At 70.2% G+C, this 22,338-nt stretch carries 13 protein-coding genes; 8 read left to right on the top strand and 5 right to left on the bottom strand.

What is annotated here, in order from left to right:
• Window positions 1-77: 77 nt before the first annotated feature.
• Window positions 78-1,745: a winged helix-turn-helix domain-containing protein gene (locus ACK4SE_RS04095; RefSeq protein ID WP_409689047.1), complete on the bottom strand. Its 1,668-nt coding sequence runs from the start codon at window positions 1,743-1,745 to the stop codon at window positions 78-80.
• A 121-nt stretch (window positions 1,746-1,866) separates the two neighbouring features.
• Between ACK4SE_RS04095 and ACK4SE_RS04090 the strand changes: the two genes are divergently transcribed.
• The 8 genes from ACK4SE_RS04090 (at window position 1,867) to ACK4SE_RS04055 (ending at window position 19,898) form a co-directional block, all read left to right on the top strand.
• Entirely contained in the window at window positions 1,867-11,886 is a 10,020-nt protein-coding gene (locus tag ACK4SE_RS04090; RefSeq protein ID WP_409689045.1) for an autotransporter-associated beta strand repeat-containing protein, read from the top strand.
• Window positions 11,887-12,093: 207 nt separating this feature from the next.
• Window positions 12,094-13,464, top strand: coding sequence for a M28 family metallopeptidase (locus ACK4SE_RS04085; protein ID WP_409689043.1), 1,371 nt, complete (start codon window positions 12,094-12,096; stop codon window positions 13,462-13,464).
• Window positions 13,465-13,502: 38 nt separating this feature from the next.
• On the top strand, window positions 13,503-13,952 hold the full coding sequence (locus tag ACK4SE_RS04080) for an iron-sulfur cluster assembly scaffold protein (protein ID WP_409689042.1): 450 nt from the start codon (window positions 13,503-13,505) through the stop codon (window positions 13,950-13,952).
• Between the two features lie 2 nt (window positions 13,953-13,954).
• The gene (gene yidD / locus ACK4SE_RS04075; protein ID WP_409689040.1) at window positions 13,955-14,200 is read left to right on the top strand and encodes a membrane protein insertion efficiency factor YidD; all 246 of its coding nucleotides are present in this window, start codon (window positions 13,955-13,957) and stop codon (window positions 14,198-14,200) included.
• Window positions 14,201-14,274: 74 nt separating this feature from the next.
• Window positions 14,275-16,536 carry a phosphoenolpyruvate--protein phosphotransferase gene (ptsP, locus tag ACK4SE_RS04070; protein WP_409689154.1) on the top strand — a complete coding sequence of 754 codons (2,262 nt, stop codon included), beginning with the start codon at window positions 14,275-14,277 and terminating at the stop codon, window positions 16,534-16,536.
• 177 nt (window positions 16,537-16,713) lie between these two features.
• Window positions 16,714-17,739 carry a helix-turn-helix domain-containing protein gene (locus ACK4SE_RS04065; protein WP_409689038.1) on the top strand — a complete coding sequence of 342 codons (1,026 nt, stop codon included), beginning with the start codon at window positions 16,714-16,716 and terminating at the stop codon, window positions 17,737-17,739.
• Window positions 17,740-17,790: 51 nt separating this feature from the next.
• Complete coding sequence (ispG, locus tag ACK4SE_RS04060) at window positions 17,791-18,939, top strand: flavodoxin-dependent (E)-4-hydroxy-3-methylbut-2-enyl-diphosphate synthase (protein ID WP_409689036.1); 1,149 nt, start codon at window positions 17,791-17,793, stop codon at window positions 18,937-18,939.
• A 56-nt stretch (window positions 18,940-18,995) separates the two neighbouring features.
• Window positions 18,996-19,898, top strand: a complete 903-nt coding sequence (locus ACK4SE_RS04055; RefSeq protein ID WP_409689034.1) for a DUF1206 domain-containing protein — start codon at window positions 18,996-18,998, stop codon at window positions 19,896-19,898.
• Window positions 19,899-19,920: 22 nt separating this feature from the next.
• Here the strand turns inward: ACK4SE_RS04055 and ACK4SE_RS04050 are convergent, their stop codons facing one another.
• From ACK4SE_RS04050 to ACK4SE_RS04035, 4 genes are all read right to left on the bottom strand, one after another.
• Window positions 19,921-20,847: an alpha/beta fold hydrolase gene (locus ACK4SE_RS04050; protein WP_409689033.1), complete on the bottom strand. Its 927-nt coding sequence runs from the start codon at window positions 20,845-20,847 to the stop codon at window positions 19,921-19,923.
• Window positions 20,848-20,878: 31 nt separating this feature from the next.
• The gene (locus ACK4SE_RS04045; RefSeq protein ID WP_409689032.1) at window positions 20,879-21,076 is read right to left on the bottom strand and encodes a helix-turn-helix transcriptional regulator; all 198 of its coding nucleotides are present in this window, start codon (window positions 21,074-21,076) and stop codon (window positions 20,879-20,881) included.
• On the bottom strand, window positions 21,076-21,465 hold the full coding sequence (locus tag ACK4SE_RS04040) for a hypothetical protein (RefSeq protein ID WP_409689030.1): 390 nt from the start codon (window positions 21,463-21,465) through the stop codon (window positions 21,076-21,078). The genes ACK4SE_RS04045 and ACK4SE_RS04040 overlap by 1 nt, the downstream gene beginning before the upstream one ends.
• A 119-nt stretch (window positions 21,466-21,584) precedes the next feature.
• Window positions 21,585-22,289: a TetR/AcrR family transcriptional regulator gene (locus tag ACK4SE_RS04035; protein WP_409689028.1), complete on the bottom strand. Its 705-nt coding sequence runs from the start codon at window positions 22,287-22,289 to the stop codon at window positions 21,585-21,587.
• Window positions 22,290-22,338 lie beyond the last annotated feature (49 nt).

Raw genomic sequence — 22,338 nt, 5'->3', positions numbered from 1 at the left:
AGACCGCAATGACTGGCAAGGCGGCCGTCACCGCCGAAGCCTGCCTCGCCGGTGCGGCGGTCCCGGGGGCGCGCCCATCAGCGCGCTGGCAGTCCGGCCTCCACCATCGACTGGAGGACAGCTTCGGACGCCGCCACAAAAGCCGGGCTGGCGTTCGTGGTGGGGGCGGGGAGGTTGAGCGCGGTCGAGCCGGGCCGCAGTCTCAGCCCCTCCTGCATGGCCGCCCGGGCCTCGGCCGTGCGGCCGGTCCGTTGGTAGGCTGCGGCCAGAAGCATGTGGGACCGCCCCGACCCCGGGGTGATGGCGATGGATCGGTGGAGCCATGGCGCCGCGTCCTCGGCGTTTCCCAGCAGAAGATGGGCCCACCCGGCGCCGAGAAGCCACGTCCAGCGCGACACCTCGGGCGTGCCATAGCGGTCTGCCTGCTGGAAGGTCGCCAGCGCGTCCTCGAAACGCCCGAGATAAATCTGGCCAAGACCGACGTGGTACAGGGCAAGGCCGTTCCACGGGTCGAGGCTCAGGGTGCGGGAGCACGCCACCAGACTGTCGACAAACTGGTTGGTGGCGCTGAGAAAGCGGCAATAGGTCTCGGCGACGGGGATGGAGTCCGGCTTCACGCGCAGGGCGCGTTCCAGAGTGGCCCCGGCCTGGGCCCGGGCGGCGGCGGCCTCCTCCGGCGTGTACCAGGTCATCTGGATCCCGCGCAGCTGCAGGCCGGCGAGGGCGACGCCGAGGTCGACATTGTCCGGGTCTCGGGCCAGGGCGTCCTGCAGCAGCGCCTCGGCGATCCCGAAACGCTCGCGGGACGTCTGGTTGATGGAGGCGCTGGCCTGATCGATGACGAAGCGGGTGTTTCGCGCCGACGCCGTCGACGCGGTGGCGGCGGGGCCGCCCTCCAGCATGTCATTGAGCCGCCGCGCCAGAAGATGGCCGACCCCGGCCGTCAGCCGCGACTGCTGCAACTCGGGATCGCGCCCCTCGGCGTCGACGGCGGCGTCGGCCACCGCCACGACCTGACCCGTGGATGTGCGGATCAGGCGCGCCTGCAAGCTCCATGAGCCCGCCGCCCGCCGCAGTTCGCCCCGCACCACGAAATCCGCTTTCGTGTTCGGCGATGAGGCCCGGGTCGAGGGCCCCGTGACGACCCGCACGCTGTCGATCCGGGCGAGGCCGTCGACAAGGCGATCGGAAATGGCGCCCGCCATGTCCGGGCCGTACGGGTCGTCGCTGGCGTCAAGGATGGGGATCACGGCGATCGACGGCGCCCGGCGCCCGAAGACCGCGTCGCCGAACGCCAGAGCCCCGATCGCCAGACCGACCATCAGGCACAGCCCGATCACCACGGCCGCGATCCCGGGGGGGCGCCAGCCGCGCCATCCGGAGCGCCGGTCCTCGCTGGCGGCGAACGCGGCGGCGGGGTCGGGTTCAGACGGAACAGTCTCATCGTCGGTCACCGCGACCGTCAGGATGTAGCCGCGTCCGGGAACCAGCCTGAGCATCTCACGCCGATGGTCGCCCAAGGCCACCCGGACTTCGCGCACGCACTGAAACAGGCCGTCTTCACTCACATGAACAGTCGGCCAGAGAGCGTCGATCACCTCCTGCTTGCTGATGACGCGCCCGGGATTCCGGACCAGCAGAAGCAGGAGGGAAAAGGGCTTCGACCTGAGTTTCACAGGCGCGCCATCGGGACCCCGCAGCTCGGCCCGGCGCTGATCCAGTTCGAAACCGGCGAAACGAAACACCCCGCGCCCCCCGCGGCCGACCGGACGCTTGTCGCGCGTCTTCCCTGTCGGCCAGCCCTTTCAGATATCAGAAAAATATCAGAACGCCAGCAGTGCGCCATCAGGACGTGCGGGCCGCGCCATGGGACGTCATCACAACGGCGAGGAGCGCGTCTGCTCGCCGACGGGCGACCTGCGCCCGGACGATGGGGGGACTTTGACGACCATGGCCACTTCTGTTCCGAATCCCGCCCGCCGGGCGATGGCGCGCCGCGGCGCGCTGCTCTGCTCGACCGCCCTTGTCGCGGCGGCGCTCGCCTTCGCGCCCCAGGCGGCGCAGGCGCAGGCGGTTATTGATGGCGGCGCCGCCGAGATGGTTGACGGCGACGGCATCGACGAGGGCGCGCCGGTGTTCACCCGGCCCAGCCCCTGGAGCGTCGGTGGCGATCTCGTCGTCGGCGACGTAGGAACGGGCCTGTTGATCGTGCGCAACGGCGGCACGGTCAGCAACACGTTCGGCTATATCGGGTTGATTCACGGCTCGGCAGGCGAGGTGCTAGTCACCGGTGCGGGCAGCACCTGGACAAATAATGGTCAGCTGTTTGTCGGCGTTGAAGGCGCCGGCGTGCTGAGCATCGCGGACGGCGGTCTGGTCAGCAGCGGCGGGAGCTGGATCGGCCGATTCGATGACTCCACTGGCGAGGTGCTTGTCACCGGCGCTGACTCGAGCTGGATCAATAGTGATTGGCTGGCTGTCGGCGGTTCGGGCGCCGGCTCTCTGAGCATCGCGGATGGCGGGGCCGTCAGCAACCTTGTTGGCGAGATCGGAACGTATTCCGGCTCCACAGGCGAAGTGAGTGTCACCGGCGCAGGGTCAAGCTGGACGAATAGTGCTCAACTTTATGTGGGCTGGAATGGCGCCGGCGCCCTGAGCATCGCTGACGGCGGCGCAGTAAGCGCCATTCAAGTCATCATCGCGAACAGCGCCTCAGCCACCGGCACGCTCAATTTCGGCGCCGCGGCGGGTGAAGCGGCCGTGGCGGCAGGGACGCTGAACACGGCTGCGATCAATTTCGGTTCGGGTATGGGCGCCATCATCTTCAACCATACTGATGATGATTTCGAGCTGGGCGCCGATATTACAGGCGCCGGCACGGTCCGCTTCCTCTCCGGTTCCACGATGCTGTCGGGCAATAACGCCTTCACAGGCACGATAGACCTCGAGGGCGGACGCTTCGTATTCGGTTCCGATGGCGCGCTGGGCGCCGCCACGCTGCGCACGACCGGCTCCGTCGTGGGCTATCTCGACGGCGTGAACATCACCAATTCCATCGTCATCGATTCCGACACCACCCAGTTTGAGGTTGTCACCGGCTCGGCCACGCAGTCCGGCGTGATTTCGGAAGACAATGGCCCCCGCCCCTTCGAGAAGATCGGTGATGGCGAACTGGTGCTGACGGCGGACAACGGCTGGACTGGCCAGACAACGATCACCGACGGCGCCCTGACCTTCGACGGCGGTTCGCTGGCGCTGACCGGCAACCTGCTGGTCGGCTATCTGGACGGCGACGCCGCCCTGACGATCCGGAACGGCGGCTCGGTCTCGAATGACAACGGCTGGATCGCGATCTGGTCGGACGCCACCGGGACGGTGACTGTCACGGGACCGGGCTCCACCTGGACCGTCGGCGCCGGCCTGTCGGTGGGGCAGTCCGGCGCGGGCGCCCTGACCATCGCGGACGGCGGCTTCGTGCAGGCCGGCAGCGCATCGATCGCCAGCGATGGCGGAACCAGCACCGCCACCGTCACGGGGCCGGGGTCCAGCTGGACGGTGACCAATTCCCTGAATGTCGGGGAAGGCGGCGCGGGCATTCTGACCATCGAGGACGGCGGCGCCCTGACGACCGGCTACGCCAATCTGGGGCGCTTCGGCGGCTCCGCCGGGACGGCGACGGTGACGGGCGCGGGGTCGAGCTGGGCCAACGCCGGAAGCCTGTTCCTCGGCGAGTTTGGAACCGGCGCCCTGACCGTCTCGGACGGGGCCACGATGACGAGCGGCGCGATCCTGATGGGTATCCACTTCGGCGCTGAGGGGTCGGCGACGATCACCGGCGCCGGGTCGACCCTGACGGTGACCGGCGACATCTATGTCGGCATGAACGGAAACGGCGCCCTGACCGTCTCGGACGGGGGCGTGGTCTCGACCGACAATTCCGTCTATCTGGGCGATGGCCCGGGCGACGGCGACCTGACGGTGACCGGCGCGGGGGCCGAGCTTGCGATCGCCGGCGATCTCTCGGTCGGTGTCGGCGCGGGCGACAGCGTGGTGACCGTATCCGACGGCGGCCGCATTGCCTCGCAGTGGGCCACCATCGGGCTGGACGAGAACGGCAGCGGCGCCGTCACCGTGACCGGCGCGGGCTCGGTCCTGACCATGACGGACTCCCTGTCCATCGGCTTCCTGGGGCAAGGGTCGCTGACCATCGCCGACGGCGCCCTGGTCGAGGCCGACTACGTCGATGTCGGCTTCTTCACCGGATCGAGCGGCGCCCTCCGGCTCGAAAGCGGCGGGGTGCTGGCGACCTCGCAGGTCAGCAAGCTCGACGGGGACGCCAGCGTGGTATTCGACGGCGGCGTCCTGCGAACGACCGCCAACCAGTCCTTTCTCTTCCAGGGCTTCGCCAATGAGGACGTGATCCTGGCGGCCGGTGGCGGAACGATCGATACCCAGAGCTACAATGTCCACACCGATCTGGGCTTTCAGGGCGTCGGCGGACTGACCAAGACGGGCGCGGGACGCCTCACCTTCTGGGGCGCCAACACCTATTCCGGCACGACCCTGATCGCCCAGGGCCGTATTCAGGCCGGCGCGGCCAATGTGTTCTCGGCCGCCAGCACCCATGAGGTCGCGACCGGGGCGACCCTGTCGCTCGGCAACAATGCGCAGACCATCGGCGGGCTGGCGGGCGCCGGCTCGGTCCTGCTCGGATCGGCGGTCCTGACGACCGGCGCCAATGACGCCTCGACCACGTTCGGGGGCGTCATCTCCGGCTCCGGTTCGCTGGTGAAGACGGGCGCGGGAACCCTGATCCTGACCGGCGCCAACACCTGGACCGGCGAGACCACGGTCCGTGACGGAACCCTGACCTTCGACGGCGGCTCGGTCAGCCTGGCCGGAGCCATGATGGTGGGTCGAAACGTCGGCGATGACGGCGCCCTGATCATTCGCAACGGCGGCGCGGTCTCCAGCGCCCAGGGCTCTGTCGGCTACAGCGCGGGCTCGACCGGCGAGGTCACGGTCATGGGCGAAGATAGCGTCTGGACCAACAGCAGCGACTTGTATGTCGGACTTGACGGGGGCGGCGCGCTGACCATCGCCGATGGCGGCGCGGTCTCCAACGCCCAGGGCTTTGTTGCCTACTGGGCGGGCTCCACCGGCGATATCACGGTCATGGGCGCGGGCAGCACCTGGACCAACAGCGGCAACCTGTATGTCGGACTTAACGGGGGCGGCACGCTGGCCATCGACGATGGCGGCGCGGTCTCCAACGCCCAGGGCTTTGTTGGCTACCACGCGGGCTCCACCGGCGATGTCACGGTCATGGGCGCGGGCAGCACCTGGACCAACAGCGGCGGCCTCGCTGTCGGCCACGCCGGCGGCGGAACGCTGACCATCGCCGATGGCGGTGTGGTCTCCAACACGGTCGGCGATGTCGGCTTCAGCGATGCCTCCAGCGGCGCGGTCACCGTTACCGGCGCGGGGAGCGCCTGGACCAACGCCTTTGCCCTTTCGGTCGGCCATTTTGGCGACGGAACCCTGACCATCGCCGATGGCGGCGCGGTGTCCAGCCAGAGCGCCTATATCGGCAACGCAGGCGGCTCCAGCGGCGCCGTCACGGTCACGGGCGCCGACAGCGCGTGGACCAGTGGTTTCAATCTCTTTGTCGGCGCCTCCGGCGACGGTGCGCTGACCATCGCCGATGGCGGCGCGGTGAGCGCGAGCGGAGTGACTCTCGCGTGGGACGTCGGCGCGACCGGCGTGCTGAACATCGGCGCGGCGTCGACCGATCCGCTGGACGCCGTGGGTGCGGGAACGCTGAACGCCCCTACCGTGACCTTCGGCGACGGCGCCGGCGTGCTGAACTTCAACCACACGACCGACGACTACGATTTCGCCGCGGCCGTCAGCGGCGCGGGCGCGGTCAACCTGTACGCCGGCCACACCATCCTCAGCGGCGCCAACAGCTATACCGGCGGCACCAATCTGTACGGAGGGACGCTGACCCTGGGCCATGACAACGCCCTGGGCGCCTCGACCCTGACCACCTTCGGCTCTGTCGTCGACTATGCCGACGGCGTGACCGTCGGCAACGCCATCGTCATCGACTCAGACACGACACAGTTCCAGGTGCTGACCGGGTCGGCCACCCAGTCAGGCGTTATCTCGGAGCTGAACGGCCCGCGCGCCTTCGAGAAGACCGGCGCCGGCGAACTGGTGCTGAGCGCCGCCAACACCTGGACCGGCGAGACCACGATTACGGAGGGAACCCTCCGCCTCGGCATCGCCAACGCGATCGCCAGCGTCTCGGCCCTGACGGTGAGCGCGGACGGAACCTTCGATCTCGATGGCTTTTCGACCGCGGTGGGCTCGCTCGCCGGCGCAGGCGATGTGACCCTCGGCAGCGGGCAACTGCGCGTCGGCTCAGACAACAGCTCGACCGTCTTCAGCGGCTCCCTCACCGCCACCGACGGGAGCGGCGCCACCCTGTCCAAGGAGGGCGCGGGCGTCCTGACCCTGGGCGGCGTCGTCACTATGGCGACCAGCGGTGCGGCGACCAACATGGTCAAGGTCAATGCCGGCACGCTCGTGGTCAGCGGGGCCGGGGACGTCACCACGGATCTCCTCCAGAATTTCGCCACGCTCGACAACGCCGGATCGGTCACCGCATTCAGCGTCCTCCAGAACTTCGGCACGACGACCAATAGCGGCGCCATCATCGGCCTCACGCAGACTTTCGGCACCTTCGACAATCACGGAACCATGGGCCAGCTGCAGGCGCTGTCCGGCGTTGCGACCAACCACAGCACCGGCACGATCGACGGGGGCGTCCAGAATTTCGCCGACTTCGTCAGCGTTGGCGTCATCAACGGGGACATCAGTAATTTCAGCACGGCGCTGATCGAGAACCAGGTCAATGGCGGGATCGCCAACGAGGCCAGTGGCGCGACCGTCACGCTCACCGGCGCGGTGACCGGCATCACGTCCTATTATGGAAATGACGGGACCTTGCTTGATCTGGCCGGCTTCAGCACAGCCATCGGTCGCATCGATGGCACTGGAGCGATCGAACTCGGCAGCGCCGTGCTCACGGTGGGCAGCGCGGGCATGAACGATTCGTTCAGCGGCGTCATCTCGGGCGGCGGCGCGCTGACCAAGACGGGCGCCGGTTCGCTGACGCTGACGGGCGCCAACACCTACAGCGGCGCCACGACGGTCAGCGGGGGGGTGCTGGACGTCGCCGGATCGCTCACCAACGGCGGCGGCCTGACCGTTCAGAGCGGCGGGATGCTGGCGGGCGCGGGTTCCATCGGCGGCCTGACCATCATCCAGAACGGCGGAACCCTGGTGGGCGCGGCCGGATCGGTCCTGACGATGAATGCGCTGACGCTCAGCGACGGGGCGATCATCGACGTGACGCTGGGCGCGCCGGCCGCTGACGCCCTGTTCGCTGTCACCGGCGACCTGACCCTGGACGGGGTGCTGGACATCACCGACGGCGGCGCCTTCGGGGCCGGAGTCTATGGCCTGATGACCTATGGCGGCGCCCTGACCGACAACGGCCTCGAGATGGGCGATCTGCCCATCGGCTACAGCGCCGGGCGGTTCGCGGTGCAGACCTCGGTGGCGGGCCAGGTCAATCTGGTCAACACCAGCCTAGCCGACCTGCTGTTCTGGGACGGCGGCGATCCGCTGAATGCGGACAACGGCGCAATCGACGGCGGCGACGGGGTCTGGACCCTGACCGGCGCCACCTGGACCGACGTGGACGGGGCGGCCAACGGCGCCATGAACCCGACCCCCGGTCTGGCCGTGTTCATGGGGATGGGCGGAACGGTCACGCTGGACGACAGCGCCGGGGCCCTGTCGGCGACCGGCCTGCAGTTCGCGGCGAACGGCTATGTCCTGACCGGCGATGGGCTGGCGCTGGTGGAGGAGACTCCCGGTTCGGGCGTCAACCTGCGCGTGGGCGACGGCACGGCGGCGGGCGCGGGCTGGGTCGCAACCATCGCTTCGGACCTGACCGGTGCAGTGCGGCTGCGCAAGAGCGATCTGGGGACGCTGGTCCTGACGGGGAACGCCGCCCACACCGGCGGCACGGAGATCGCCCATGGCGCGCTTCGCATCGGCGACGGCGGGACGACCGGATCGCTGGCCGGGGACGTGCTCAATGCGGGCGTGCTGGCCTTCGACCGCGCGGACGACGTCAGCTTCGGCGGCGTCATCAGCGGGACGGGCGCGGTGGTTCAGGCCGGCGGCGGCGTGCTGAGCCTGACCGGGGCCAGCACTTTCACCGGGGCCACCCGGGTCGAGGCGGGGACGCTGGACGTATCCTCCGCAGATGATCGTCTGGGCAGCCTGACGGCGCTGAGCGTGGCCGAGGGGGCCACCTTCGCGCTGGGCGCCACGGTCCAGAACGTGGGCTCGTTCGCGGGCGATGGCGTGATCTCGGGCGCGAGCGGAACGCTCAGCGCCGGCCTGAACCACCACAACACGATCTTCTCGGGCAGCTTGCTGGTGTCGGCGGTGAACCTGTCGGGAACCGGGACTCTCACGCTGTCGGGCGCGCACGCGGTGGACACCCTGCGCATCTCCAACACGGTGCGTATCGGCGCGGGGGGGTGGAGCGATCTGACCGGAACCGACGGCCCCGTGGTGCAGATGTCCGGCGGCCTGCTGGATCTGGACGGAAACGCCCTGCTGATCGAGACGCTGGAAGACCTTACCCAGCCCGGGGCTCTGGATCTGGGCGACGGCGGCGTGCTGACCCTCAGCGACGGACGGACGCAGTTCCACGGCGCCATCACGGGGTCTGGCGCACTGATCAAGGATGGCGCGGACGACTTCACCCTGGCGGGCGACGTGTCCTACGACGGCGACCTGACCATCGTGAACGGCGGTGTCGTTCTGGCGTCGACCGCCGCCCTGACGGGCGATCTGGCGCTGGCGGTGGCTTCCGGGGGGCGGTTCGACCTGAACGATACGGATCAGCGGCTGGTGGGTCTGTCGGGCTTCGGCCAGGTGGATCTGGGCGCTGGCGCGCTGGAGCTGGCCCTCGGTGACACTGTGTTCGGCGGCGACTTCGCCGGGACCGGGGACCTGACCCTGTCCAGCGGGGCCCTGAGCCTCGGCGGCGACTCCTCGGCCTTCGGCGGAAGCCTGACCATCAACGACGGCGCCGCCCTGACCGGCGCGGGCTCTGTCGGCGGTCTGACCACCATCGCCGAGGGCGGGGTGCTGTCGGGCGTGCAGGGGCAGACGCTGGGGCTGGGCGCGCTGGTGTTGTCCAGCGGTTCGGTGGTGTCGGCGGCGCTGGGTGCGGCGGGCGACACGGCCCTGTTCGATGTGGCGGGCGACCTGACGCTGGATGGCGAGCTCGAGGTCACGGACGTGGGCGGCTTCGGGGCCGGGGTTTACCGCCTGTTCGACTACGGCGGGACCCTGACCGATCTGGGTCTGGACATCGGCGCCACGCCGGACGGGGTCAGCGCGGACGACCTGTTCGTCCAGACCTCGGTCAGCAATCAGGTCAATCTGGTCTCCACCTATGAGGTGGACCTGCGCTTCTGGGACGGCGGGGGGGCGGCCGACGACGGCGCGATCCAGGGCGGGTCCGGCGTTTGGAGCACGTCCGGCCGCGGCTGGACCGGGGCGGACGGGGCGGTGAACGGGGCCTATGACAACCCGGCCTTTGCGGTGTTCATGGGGACCGGCGGGACGGTGAGCGTGGACGGGGCCGGCATCGGCGTCACCGGCATGCAGTTCGCCGTGGACGGTTATGCGATCACCGGCGACGGGATCGCCCTGACTGAAGACCAGACCCTCGTTCGCGTGGGCGACGGCACGACGGCGGGGGCGGCCATGACCGCGACCATCGCGTCCAGCCTGACCGGCGCGGGCGGGCTGGTGAAGACCGATCTGGGCACGCTGATCCTGACCGGGACCAACAGCTATCAGGGCGGAACCGTCGTGCGCGGCGGCGTGCTGATCGGCGATGTGGACTCCCTGATCGGCGACATCGACAACGACGCCGTGCTGGTGTTCGACCAGATCACCGACGCAGACTTCGCCGGCGCCATCACCGGCGACGGCGAGACCATCAAGCGGGGCGACGGGGTGCTCAGCCTGCTGGGCGCCAACGCCATGGACTGGGTCGTTGAGACCGGCGGGCTGCTGGCCCAGGCCGGGGCCTTCTCGGGCGACGTGGAGATCGCCTCGGGCGCGGACTTCACCCTCAACGCCAGCCAGAACGCGGTCTTCTCGGGGGTGCTGAGCGGCGACGGAACCTTCGCCAAGACCGGGGCGGGCGGCCTGGCCCTGACCGGGAACTCCTCGGCCTTCGCCGGGATCACCGAGATCCGGGACGGCCTGCTGCTGGTGAACGGGGCCTTGGGCGGCCAGCTGCGCCTGTTCGACGGGGCCATGCTGGGGGGCTCGGGCGCGCTGGGTCAGCTGACGGCGGGCGCCGGATCGGTGATCGCGCCGGGCAACTCCATCGGTACGCTCACCATCACCGGCGACGTCGTGTTCGAGACGGGCTCGATCTATGAGGTGGAGGTGGATCCCGCCTCCGACGCCTCGGACCGCATCGTGGCGGGCGGAACCGCCACCCTCAACGGCGGGACGGTGCGTCACATCGGCCTGACCGGGGCGTACCGGCCCTCGTCCACCTACACCATCCTGACCGCCGCCGGCGGGGTCACCGGGGCCTTCGACGCCATCGAGACCGACTTCGCCTTCCTCGACGCTGGCCTGACCTATCAGACCAATGCGGTGCTGATGACGCTGGAGCGCAACGCCATCCCGTTCCCGGCCGTGGGCGAGACCTTCAACCAGCGGTCCACCGCCGCCGCCGTCGAGGCGACCCAGCCGGGCGCGGCCCTGTACGACGCCGTGGTCGGCCTCAACGCCGGGAACGCGCGACTGGCCTTCGACATGCTGTCGGGCGAGCTGCACGGCTCGATCCGCACGGCCCAGTCCGAGGCCGCCCAGATCCTGGCTGGAACCCTCACCGGCCGCATGGACGCGGCCCGGTCCATCGACACCGGCGCGGCCTTCTGGGCCCAGGCCACCGGCTCGCGCACCCGCATGGCTGCCGACGGCAACGCCGCCTCCCTGACCCACGGGGCCACCGGCCTGATGATGGGCGCGGACGCCGGCTTCGGCGCGGTGCGTCTGGGCGTCGCGGGCGGAGCCTCGGCCCACGACTACGACAGCCATGCCCGCTCGGGCTCGGCGGAGGGAACCAGCCTCAGCCTGGCCGCTTACGGCTCGGGTCAATGGGGCGCGCTGGGTCTGAGGGGCGCCGTGTCCGGGACCTGGCACGAGGTGGAGACGGAGCGTCTGGCCGCCTTCCCGGGCTTCGCCGAGGTGCTGATCGCCGACTATGACGCCGAGACGGTCCATGCGTTCGTGGAAGCGTCGTGGCGGGTGGACATGGGCCCGGGCGCCACGCTGGAGCCCTTCGTCAACATCGCCCGGGTGCGCACCGAAAGCGACGCCTTCACCGAGACCGGCGGCGACGCGGCGCTGGCCGTGCAGGGCCGGGTTCAGACCGCCAGTCTGGCCACGATCGGGCTGGGCATGAGCCGGTCTTACGATCAGGGCGACGGCCGCACCGCCGTCCTGTCGGGCCGCCTCGGCTGGCGTCACGCCTGGGACGCTGCCGCCGGCGACGGCCGCCACGCCTTCGCCGCCAGCCCCACCCCCGCCGGCGCCTTCACCGTCCACGGCCTGCCGGTGACGCAGGATGCCGTGGTCGCCCAACTGGGCCTCGATCTGGACCTGAAGGACCGCCTCAGCCTCACCGTCGACTGGTCCGCCCAGCTCGCCTCCGACCTCAACGCCAATGCGCTGGCGGCGACGCTGAACTGGAGGTTCTAGGGCAGGGACACACAAGGGAAGCGCGTTGGTCGGCGCACTGTCTGGCGCCGATCGAACCGCTATGACGGCTGTGGCGCACCGCTCCCGCGCGCGCCCAGCCGTCGTTTTCTCGACGCCAGTGGCTTTCGCGAGCGCGCGAGCCGCTGTTAAGTGCGCCCCACAGCATTGCCGCCGCATCGTCGGCCGGCTCAAGTGACGGAGTCCTCCATGCGCGCCCTGATGTCCGCCTTGATCATGGCGAGCCTGCCCGCCGCGGGCCTGGCCCAGACGCCGCCGCCGCCCGGCGAGGTTCCTGCCCTCCACGACATCGCCACGGCGCCTTCCGCCGCCCGCATCGAGGCCGACATCGCGACCCTGGTCAGCTTCGGCACCCGCCACACCCTGTCGGAAACGGAGTCGGAGACGCGCGGCATCGGCGCGGCCCGCCGCTGGATCCATGCGGAGTTCGAGCGCATCTCGGCGGCCTGCGGGGGCTGTCTCGAGGTGATGTATGTCTCGGACACCGTCACGGGCGCGCGCATCCCCCAACCCGCCGAGGTGGTCAGCGTCATCGCCATCCAGCGCGGGACCACCGACCCGAACCGCTATGTGCTGATGAGCGGGGACATCGACAGCCGCGTCACCGATGTGATGAACGCGACCGACGACTCCCCCGGCGCCAACGACAACGCCTCGGGCGTGGCGGGCACGCTGGAGGCCGCGCGGGTGCTGACCCGACACCGGTTCCCCGCCACCATCGTCTATGCCGCGCTGGCCGGGGAGGAGCAGGGCCTGTTCGGCGGCCAGATCCTGGCGGCCCACGCCCAGCGCGAGGGCTGGCGGCTCCAGGCGGTGCTGAACAACGACATGATCGGCAATTCGGCGGGCATCAACGGGGTGGTGGACAACGTCACCGCCCGGGTCTTCGCCGAAGGCACGCGCATGACCGAGACCGATCAGGAAGCGACCCAGCGTCGCTTCACCGGCGGCGAGGTCGACAGCCCCTCGCGCAATCTGGCCCGCTACATCGCGCGGATGGGCGAGCAGTACGTGCCGAACCTGAACGTGATGATGGTCTATCGCCTGGACCGGTTCGGGCGCGGCGGGCACCACCGACCGTTCAATGATCTGGGCTACCCCGGCGTGCGGATCATGGAGACCAACGAGCACTATGACCGCCAGCACCAGGACCTCAGGAACGAGGACGGCCGCCACTACGGCGACACCATCGAGTATGTGGACTTCGACTATGCGGCCAAGCTGACCGGGCTGAACGCGGTGGCGCTGGCCGGCATGGCCTGGGGCCCGCCGCCGCCCGCCGGGGTCCAGATCGAGGGCGCGGTCAGCCCGGACACCACCCTGCGCTGGACCCGTCCGACCGACGCCCAGGCCCCCGATCTGGCCGGCTACCGCCTCTACTGGCGCCTGACCACCGAGCCCCAATGGACCCACAGCCGCTGGGTCGGGGACGTCACCGAATTCACCCTGGAGAACGTGGTCATCGACAATTATTTCTTCGGCGTGGCGGCGGTGGCCGAAAACGGCGCCGAAAGCCCCGTGGTCTTCCCCGGCGCGGCGGGCGGGTTCGGCGGCTACTGAGCCTTTCGGCTGGACGCCCTAGCGCCTATCTGTCAGCCATGATCGACGACCTCTACAGCGCGCGCATCCTGACCCTGGCGGCCAACATGCCGCGCACGGGGCGTCTGGCCGCGCCACAGGGGACGGGCCACAGGGTCGCCAGACTGTGCGGCTCGACCGCGACCGTCGATGTCAGTCTGGATGAAATCGGCCGCGTGGGGGACTACGCCCAGACGGTGAAGGCCTGCGCCCTCGGTCAGGCCGCCGCCGGGGTGCTGGGCGAGCATGTGATCGGCGCCACCGGCGACGAGATCGAACAGGCCCGCGACGCCCTGCGGGCCATGCTGAAGTCCGGCGGCGAGGGGCCGCAGGGCCGCTTCGCCGAGCTGCGCGTGCTGCAACAGGTGGCCGACTATCCCGCCCGCCACGCCTCGACCCTGGTGGCGGTGGAGGCGGCGCTGGATGCCGTGCGTGCGGCCGAGCGCGCCCGACTTTCGGGCGCGGCCTGACGGTGGCGGCCAGCCTCTACGAGCGCGGCGTGCGTCTGGCGCACCGGGGCTACAAGGTTGCGCTGTCGCCCCTGACCGGACAGCAGTGCCGCTTCCTGCCCACCTGTTCGGACTATGCGGCGGAGGCCCTGATCACCCACGGCCCCGCGCGCGGCGGCTGGCTGGCCATGAAAAGGGTCTGCCGCTGCCATCCTTTCGGCGGCTCGGGGTACGATCCAGTGCCCCCGAGGTCATCCGTCCCGGACTAGCCGGGGTGCGCGACGGGGAACCTTCTGTATAAGCTATGGCGGAATCGGATGGCGGGAGCAGGCGCGTGATGCCCATGGGCGGCGGATTGACGACGAGGGGGCCCAGAAACCTCCTGCGCCAGATCCGCGAGGCCATGGCCGGCGGCGGCCCGGCCCAGGAGCGGCTGGACAAGGTGGTCAGGACCATCGCCTCGTCCATGGTGGCCGAGGTGTGCTCCATCTACTTGCGCCGCTCCACGGGCGAGCTGGAGCTGTTCGCCACCGAGGGCCTGAACCCGGAGGCCGTCCACACCACCCGCCTGCGCCCCGGCGAGGGTCTGGTGGGCGAGGTGGCGCGGCTGAACGAGCCCATCAGCCTGTCCGACGCCCCCAGCCATCCCAGCTTCTCGTACCGCCCGGAGACCGGCGAGGACCCCTACCACGCCTTCCTCGGCGCCCCCCTGCTGCGCGGCGGCCGCTCCATCGGCGTGCTGGTGGTCCAGAACCAGGCCGCCCGCCGCTATGACGAGGACGAGGTCGAGGACATCCAGACCATCGCCATGGTGCTGGCCGAGACCGTCGCGTCTGGCGAACTGCTGGGGCTGGACGAGCTGCGCGACGTGGAGGTCGCCCCCCACCGTCCCGAGCGCATCAAGGGCCAGCGCTTCGCCGAGGGTCTGGCCATCGGCCATGCGGTTCTGCACGAGGCCCCGGTGGCGCCCGAACGGCTGCTGGCCGACGATCCCGTGGCCGAGGAGGGCCGGCTGAAGCTTGGCCTGACGGCGCTCAAGGCCAATATCGACTCCATGCTCGAGGGGGGGCAGGGCCTCGCCGGCCCGTCCTACGAGGTGCTGGAGACCTACCGCATGTTCGCCGAGGACCGGGGCTGGAACCGGTCGCTGGAGGAGGCGGTGCGCGGCGGCCTGACCGCCGAGGCGGCGGTGGACCGGGTCAGGAACGAGCACCGCGCCCGCTTCGCCAAGGCCCGCGACCCCTACATCCGCGAACGCCTCCACGACCTCGAGGATCTGGCCAACCGCCTGCTGCGGGTGCTGGCGGGCGATCAGCCCGGCCAGCGCGACCTGCCGGACGACACCATTCTGGTGGCCCGCAACCTGGGTCCGGCCGACCTGCTGGAGTATCCGCGCGACAAGCTGCGGGGCCTGCTGCTGGAAGAAGGCTCCGCCGCCAGCCATGCGGGCATCGTCGCCCGCGCGCTCCAGATTCCGTGCGTCGGGCGCCTCGCCGGCCTGCGTGACCGCCTGTCCGAAGGCGATCTGGTCATCGCCGACGGCGAGTCGGGCGAGGCTTTCCTGCGCCCCCGGCCCGAGATGCTGGACGCGGTGCAGGCGCGTATGCAACTGCGCGCCCAGCGCCGGGCCGAATTCGTGGCCCTGCGCGACACCCCGGCCGTCACCCGCGACGGGGTGCGCGTGACGGTTCTGGCCAACGCCGGCCTGGTGGTGGATCTGGACACCCTGGACGAGACGGGCGCCGAGGGCATCGGCCTGTTCCGCACCGAGTTCCAGTTCATGGTCTCCGAGGAACTGCCGCGCCTTCAGGCCCAGACCGATCTCTATCGCCGGGTGCTTGACGTGGCCGGCGACCGCCCGGTCACCTTCCGCACCCTGGATGTCGGCGGCGACAAGGTGCTGCCCTATCTGGAGGTGGAGCGCGAGGAGAACCCGGCGCTGGGCCGCCGCGCCATCCGCCTGGGGCTGGACCGGCCCGGCCTGCTGCGGCTGCAGCTGCGCGCCCTGCTCAGCGCCGCCGCCGGGCGTGAGCTGCGCGTCATGTTCCCCATGATCGCCACGGTGGACGAGTTCCGCGCCGCCCGCGCCCTGATGGACGCCGAATGCGAATGGGCCGAGCGGCGCGGCAAGACCCTGCCGGAGTCGCTGCGGGTCGGGGCCATGATCGAGGCGCCCAGCCTGCTGTGGCATCTGGACGCCTTGCTGCCGCTGACCGATTTCGTCTCCGTCGGCACCAATGACCTGTTTCAGTACATGTACGCGGCCGACCGGACCAATCCGCTGGTCTCGGATCGGTACGATCCGCTCTCGCCCCCGACCCTGCGCGCCCTGCAGGACATCCAGCGCCAGTGCGCGGAGAGCGAGACCCCCGTCTCCGTCTGCGGCGAACTGGCCGGGCGGCCGCTGGAAGCCATGGTTCTGCTGGCCCTTGGATACACACGGCTTTCGGCGCCCGCGGGCGGGGTGGGGCCGGTCAAGCGCATGATCCTGTCGCTGGATCTGGCGGCGGCGCGGCGCGGGGTGACGGGCTTGCTCGGCGCCTCGTCCGCCTCGGTTCGCAACGAGGTGGAGGCCCTGGCCCGGAAGTTGAACGTCGCTCTGTGAGAAAGCCGCTCGCGCCGGGCGCGAATCGGTTAACCAGACATTGATCCGGGGCTGTCAATGGGTTATCCACAGGACGAGTTCGGGGGACTTCCGGGGGGAGGTCAGGGTCGGGCGCCGCGGGGGACGTGGCGTTTCGATCATCCATCGATCGACAGTGCGAGTATGGGGGCGGGCGACATGCCGCTGGATGCAGGGGTTCACCCTGACGTGCGACACGACGAGGCGGAGTGGAGCGATCCCCACCGCATTCTGACGGAGTCCGCCACCCTGGGCGACGCCCTGCGCCGGGCGCGTGACCATTCGTCCCGCTCCATCGAGGATATGTCCGCCGCGACCCGTGTCCACGTCCGCTACCTTCGGGCGCTGGAGCAGGGTGACTTCACCGCCCTGCCGTCCCAGGCCTTTGCGCTGGGTTATGTGCGCGCCTACGCCGCCGCCCTCGGGCTGGATGAACAGCTGGCGGGCGAGCGCTTCAAGCGCGAAAGCCCCCACGCGCCCGTGGGGCTGCAGCCGCCGACCGGGGTCGATGTGCGCGAAGCCCGCCGCCGCTCGCCGCGTCTCATCGCGGCCGCCGCCGCTCTCGTGTTCGCCGTGATCGGCTGGAACGTGTTCCAGCGGGTCAGCCTGATGCAGGCGCCGAGCCCGCCCGCGATCGCCGAGACGCCTGAAACCTGGTCGCTGGGCTCCGCCCCCGGCGTCGTGCGCCTGGGCGCGCCGCGCGCCGCGCCGCCGGACCAGACCGTCCCGGTCCTCTACATCACGCCCGGCCTTGAGGCCGAACTGAGCGGAGTGGACGCCGAGATGGCGGCCGGTGGAGAGGTCGCCGCGGCGGCGCCCGCCGCCCCGGTGCAGCGCGCCTTCAATCCCCGTGGCGCCAGCTATGGCGCCTCGCCCACCGCCTCCAATGTGGTCATCCAGGCCCAGCGCCCGGCCAGCATTGTGGTGCGCATGGCCGACAACCGGGTCCTGTTCGCCCGCCAGCTGGCTGCTGGAGAATCCTGGCGCGCGCCGCGCGATGTGACGGCCGTCATCGACGTGTCCGAACCGTCCGCCTTCACCGTCTATCTGAATGGCGAGTACGAGGGGCCCCTGGCTGCCGCCGTGACGCCCTTGGCGGGCCTGAATGCCCGCGCCCAGGCAGCCGCCCGCCAGACCGCCGCCGATCTGGCCCAGCGGACCGGTCCGCCGCCGCCCGCCGGCTGACATCTTTCCGTCGTGGAATAGCGCCGCCTGATCCCCTATCTAGGGGACATCATGTCAAACGCCGCCGACCAGCTGGGCCACATCCGCCCCTGGCGCCACATCGAGCGCCGCAAGAGCCGCCAGATCCACGTGGGCTCCGTGGCCGTAGGCGGCGACGCGCCCATCAGCGTCCAGTCCATGACCAACACGCCCACCGTCGACGCGGCGGGGACGCTGGACCAGATCCGCCAGCTGGAGGAGGCCGGGGCCGACATCGTGCGGGTGTCCTGCCCGGACGAGGAGTCCACCGCCGCCTTCCGCACCATCGCGCGGGAGTCCCGCGTGCCGCTGGTGGCCGACATCCATTTCCACTACCGCCGGGGCATCGAGGCGGCCGAGGCCGGCGCCGCGTGCCTGCGCATCAATCCCGGCAACATCGGCTCGCGTGACCGGGTGCGCGAGGTGATCCAGGCGGCGCGCGACCACGGCTGCTCCATGCGCATCGGGGTCAACGCCGGCTCGCTGGAACGCGACCTGCTCGAGAAATACGGCGAGCCCTGCCCCGATGCGATGGTGGAAAGCGCGCTGAACCACGCCCGCATCCTGCAGGACGAGGACTTCCACGAGTTCAAGATCTCGGTGAAGGCGTCCGACCCCTTCCTGACCGTGGCCGCCTATCAGCAGCTGGCCGACGCCATCGACTGCCCGCTGCATCTGGGCGTGACCGAGGCGGGCCCCTTGCGCACCGGCACGATCAAGTCCGCCATCGGTCTGGGGTCGATGCTGTGGGCCGGCATCGGCGATACCATCCGGGTCAGTCTGGCCGCCGACCCGGTCGAGGAGATCAAGGTCGGCTTCGACATCCTGAAGTCGCTGGGCCTGCGCCACCGCGGCGTCAACATCATCGCCTGCCCGTCGTGCGCCCGTCAGGGCTTCAATGTCATCGAGACCGTGGGCGTGCTGGAAGAGCGGCTGGCCCACATCACCACCCCCATGAGCCTGTCCATCATCGGCTGCGTCGTGAACGGACCGGGCGAGGCGCTCTACACCGACGTGGGCTTCACCGGCGGCGGCAAGGGGGCGGGCATGGTCTATCTGGCCGGCAAGATGACCCACAAACAGGACAACGCCGGCATGGTCGAGCACATCGTCGCGCTGGTCGAGGCCAAGGCGGCCGAGCTCGAGGCCGCCCGCCCCGCCGCCCTTCAGGCCGCCGAATAGGCGGAGCCGTTTGCAGGGCTCGGGCGTTTGCCTCCGCGCACGGAGGATGAACACCCATGACCCTGACCCAGGCGATCGCAGAGAGCCGCCGCTTCGGACAGCGCGCCGGCCGCCGCATCGAGCGCCTGACAGGGCGACCCCTGCCGTCGATCCAGACCCTGCTGGAATGGGCCGCGCGCATCGGCTACGGCGCGCGCGGTTTTGTCTATGTGAACGTGGGGCTGGTGGCCCTCCTGACGGCCATGGGGCTGATGGGCGACAGCGTGGGCGCGGGCGGGGTTCTGGCGTTGACCGCCCAGCAGCCCTTCGGGCGTGTCTGGCTGACGCTTCTGGGACTTGGGCTCTGGAGTTTCGTCCTCTGGCGCGCCCTGCAGTCGATCGCCGATGTGGACCACGAAGGCCGCTCCTGGAAGGCGCTGCTGCAGCGCGGCGGCCAGGCCATGAGCGGCGTGTTCTACGGCGTGCTGGCCGCCTCCGTGTTCGAACTGCTGGACGAGGCGGGCGAAATCCAGGCCGACGACGGCGGCGCCGAGGCGCAACAGCAGGCCAGCACGGTCATGAGCCTGCCTTACGGCGACTGGCTGCTGATCGGGGCCGGGCTTTTCATTCTCGGCATGGGCGTGGGCAACATCATCAAGGGGCTGCGCGGCGACTTCGCGTCCTGGCTGGCGTGCGACCGCAAGACCTGCGAGCGCGTGGTGCCTCTGGCGCGGGCGGGCTATGCGGCGCGCGGCGTGGTCTATCTGCCCATGGGCGTGTTCGTCGTGCTGGCGGGCCTCAACACCCGTGCCGAGGAAGCGCGCAGCTTCGGCGCCTCGCTGGATGTGCTGCAGTCCCAGCCCTACGGCGCTTGGATCCTGGGCGGAACGGGTCTCGGCATCATGGCCTTCGGCGCCTTCGCCCTCGTCGAGGCCCGCTGGCGCCGCATCCGCATGCCCAGCGAGATCAAGCCCCGCTAGGACCGGGACCGGCAGCCCCGGATCACTCGTCCAGGAACGCCCGCACCAGCGCCATGAACGCCTCCGGCTGGTCGGCCATGATGAAGTGGCGCGCGCCGTCCACCCGCTCCAGCCGTACGCCGGGCAGATCGGCGTACTCCCGCGCCCACATGGCGTCGGCCATGGCGGCCGGGGCGCCGCCGTCGGCGTCAGCCGCATAGACCGCCCACACCGGGGTGGTCATGGCCGCCAGACCCGGGCGCAGGTCCGTGGTCGCCACGTCGCGCATGGCCAGACCCAGCGCCAGCCGGTCCGACGCCATGGACCAGTCCACCATGGCCGCGCGGGTCGCTTCATCCCGGCTCATGCCCTGGGCGAGGGCCTGCTGCCCGGCGCGGAACGCCGCGTCATCCATGCCGAGTCCGGCGCGGACCGCCTGTTGGGCGAAGGGGCGGGCGCGCTCGACGGTCATGTCGGAGCCGTACAGCACGCTGAAGAAGGGCAGGGAGTCCACGCTCATCACCCGGCCGATCAGGTCCGGCCGCGCCTGCGCCAGCAGGACGCCCGAGGCGCCGCCCATGGAGTGGCCGATGATCGCGGGCCGCTCCAACTGCGCCGTCTCGATGTACCGCGCGATCTCGGCGACGGCGGGCCGCAAAAAGTCACTCTCGCCATGCGCCCACGGCTGACCGGCGAAGCCGGACAATTGCACCAGATGCACCCGGTGATCGACGGCCAGCGCCTCGGTGGTCGCCCGCCACACCTCGCGCGAGGAGGCCATGCCTGGGATCAGCACCACGTCGGGGCCGACGCCCGTCACCTCCACGCTGATGCGGTCCGAGGCGAACCCGGGCGCCGGGGCGGCGATCTGGGCCTCGGCCCGTTCCGGCAAGGCGGCCACGGCGCCGACAGCAAGGGCGACCAGCGCGCAGGCGGCCAGCCGCCCGCTCCATGAGCGTACGTTGAACATAAGGTGTCTCCCTGGGTTTGAGCCGCCGGCCTCAGCCGTGCGGATTGTCGAAGATGTCTTCCACCGCGGCCCCGAACTGGGCGGCGATGCGGTAGGCGAGATCGAGGGACGGATCGTGCTTCTCGGTCTCCAGCGCATTGACGGCCTGTCGCGAGACGCCCAGCCGCTCCGCCAGCTCGGCCTGGGTCCAGCCCTTTTCAGCGCGCAGCACCCGAAGTCGGTTCTTCATCAGTGCGAGTCCCGAACGAAGGGGGTGACCAGGCCGTACAGGCCCCAGAACAGCGGATAGATGATCCAGCCGGGCGCATGGGGCGCGTCGCCATAGGTCTCCATGAAGCCCCAGCCGGTGAACAGGGCCATGGCCAGGCCCGCCGAGATGATGAACCGCTTGGCGGTCAGGCCGCGCACGAACTCGTCGGACTCGCGCATCAGCATCAGGGTGGCCCAGATCTGCCCCGCCACCGGCGCGGCCACCGCCAGCCCGAGCGCATAGGCCCCCCATCCAGCAGCGTCGTCGAAGGCGTCGAAGATGGCCGCGACATTGATGGCCACATAGCCGCCCATGAAGGCGAAGGTTCGAAACAGATAGCGTTTGTGCGCGGCGACGGTGTCCGTCATGTCATGTTCTCCTGACCAGATGTAAGGTCTACATGACACGGGCTCGATGTCAGGTCAACATGACATTTCGACAGTCTGGCATGACTTTTTCACAGAGCCGCCCCGCCATCCGATCAACCTCAGCGGCCGCACACCGCCCGGAAGCCGGCCGAGGCGAAGCGCACCATGTAGTCGCACGCGGTGTCCAGATCGCCGGACCGGCACTGGCCGCCCGACAGCCGGTCGATGCGCCCGGTCTCGCCCAGGGTCAGGGTCAGGGCCCCCGACAGATTGTGCCAGGCCCAGTAAAGATCCACGTCCCGCGCCTCGGGCAGGACCAGCCGCACCGCCTCGATCAGGCGGTGGATGGCCGGGTCGAAATACCGCGCCATGGTCTCGCCGCCGAAGGCCGGGTTGGCGTTGGTCTGGGCCACCAGCGCCGCATAGTGCTTCCACCCCGGCCCGCCCTTCAGCGACCATTCGAACGGCGGGCGCAGGAAGGCTTCGAGTATGCCTTCCAGCGTCGCCTGATCGCCGGCCTCCGCCACATAGCGGTCGATGGCGTCGACCCGCTCGTTGTTCCAGACCTCGGCCCGGCGGATGAAGACCGCGTCGAACAGCCCCCGCTTGGCCCCGAAATAATAGTGCACCAGCGCCGTATCCACGCCGGCCTCGCGCGCCACCTCGCGGATGGTAACGCCATAGAAGCCGTGCTTGGAGAACAGGTCCTCGGCGGCGTCGAGAATCGCCTCGCGGGTCTCCCCGGCCTTCTGATCCTTGGACGGACGGCCCCGGCGCGCGGGCGCGGCCTTGGCCGGGGGGGTGGAGACGGGGGCGCTGGTCATGGGCGGACGCTAGTGCGCGCGGGGGCGTCGGGCAATCGGCGAGCATGGC

The organism is Brevundimonas sp. (assembly GCF_046293315.1).
In the GTDB taxonomy this organism is placed as follows: Bacteria; Pseudomonadota; Alphaproteobacteria; order Caulobacterales; family Caulobacteraceae; genus Brevundimonas.
This window is presented reverse-complemented; position numbering and strand designations above follow the sequence as displayed.

Coding starts and splice junctions, on each gene's coding strand:
- ispG (WP_409689036.1), top strand. CDS start 17,791: ATGTCAAACGCCGCCGACCAGCTGGGCCACATCCGCCCCTGGCGCCAC.
- ptsP (WP_409689154.1), top strand. CDS start 14,275: ATGGGCGGCGGATTGACGACGAGGGGGCCCAGAAACCTCCTGCGCCAG.
- ACK4SE_RS04090 (WP_409689045.1), top strand. CDS start 1,867: ATGGGACGTCATCACAACGGCGAGGAGCGCGTCTGCTCGCCGACGGGC.
- ACK4SE_RS04040 (WP_409689030.1), bottom strand. CDS start 21,465: ATGACGGACACCGTCGCCGCGCACAAACGCTATCTGTTTCGAACCTTC.
- ACK4SE_RS04085 (WP_409689043.1), top strand. CDS start 12,094: ATGCGCGCCCTGATGTCCGCCTTGATCATGGCGAGCCTGCCCGCCGCG.
- ACK4SE_RS04050 (WP_409689033.1), bottom strand. CDS start 20,847: ATGTTCAACGTACGCTCATGGAGCGGGCGGCTGGCCGCCTGCGCGCTG.
- ACK4SE_RS04065 (WP_409689038.1), top strand. CDS start 16,714: ATGCCGCTGGATGCAGGGGTTCACCCTGACGTGCGACACGACGAGGCG.
- ACK4SE_RS04045 (WP_409689032.1), bottom strand. CDS start 21,076: ATGAAGAACCGACTTCGGGTGCTGCGCGCTGAAAAGGGCTGGACCCAG.
- ACK4SE_RS04080 (WP_409689042.1), top strand. CDS start 13,503: ATGATCGACGACCTCTACAGCGCGCGCATCCTGACCCTGGCGGCCAAC.
- ACK4SE_RS04035 (WP_409689028.1), bottom strand. CDS start 22,289: ATGACCAGCGCCCCCGTCTCCACCCCCCCGGCCAAGGCCGCGCCCGCG.
- ACK4SE_RS04055 (WP_409689034.1), top strand. CDS start 18,996: ATGACCCTGACCCAGGCGATCGCAGAGAGCCGCCGCTTCGGACAGCGC.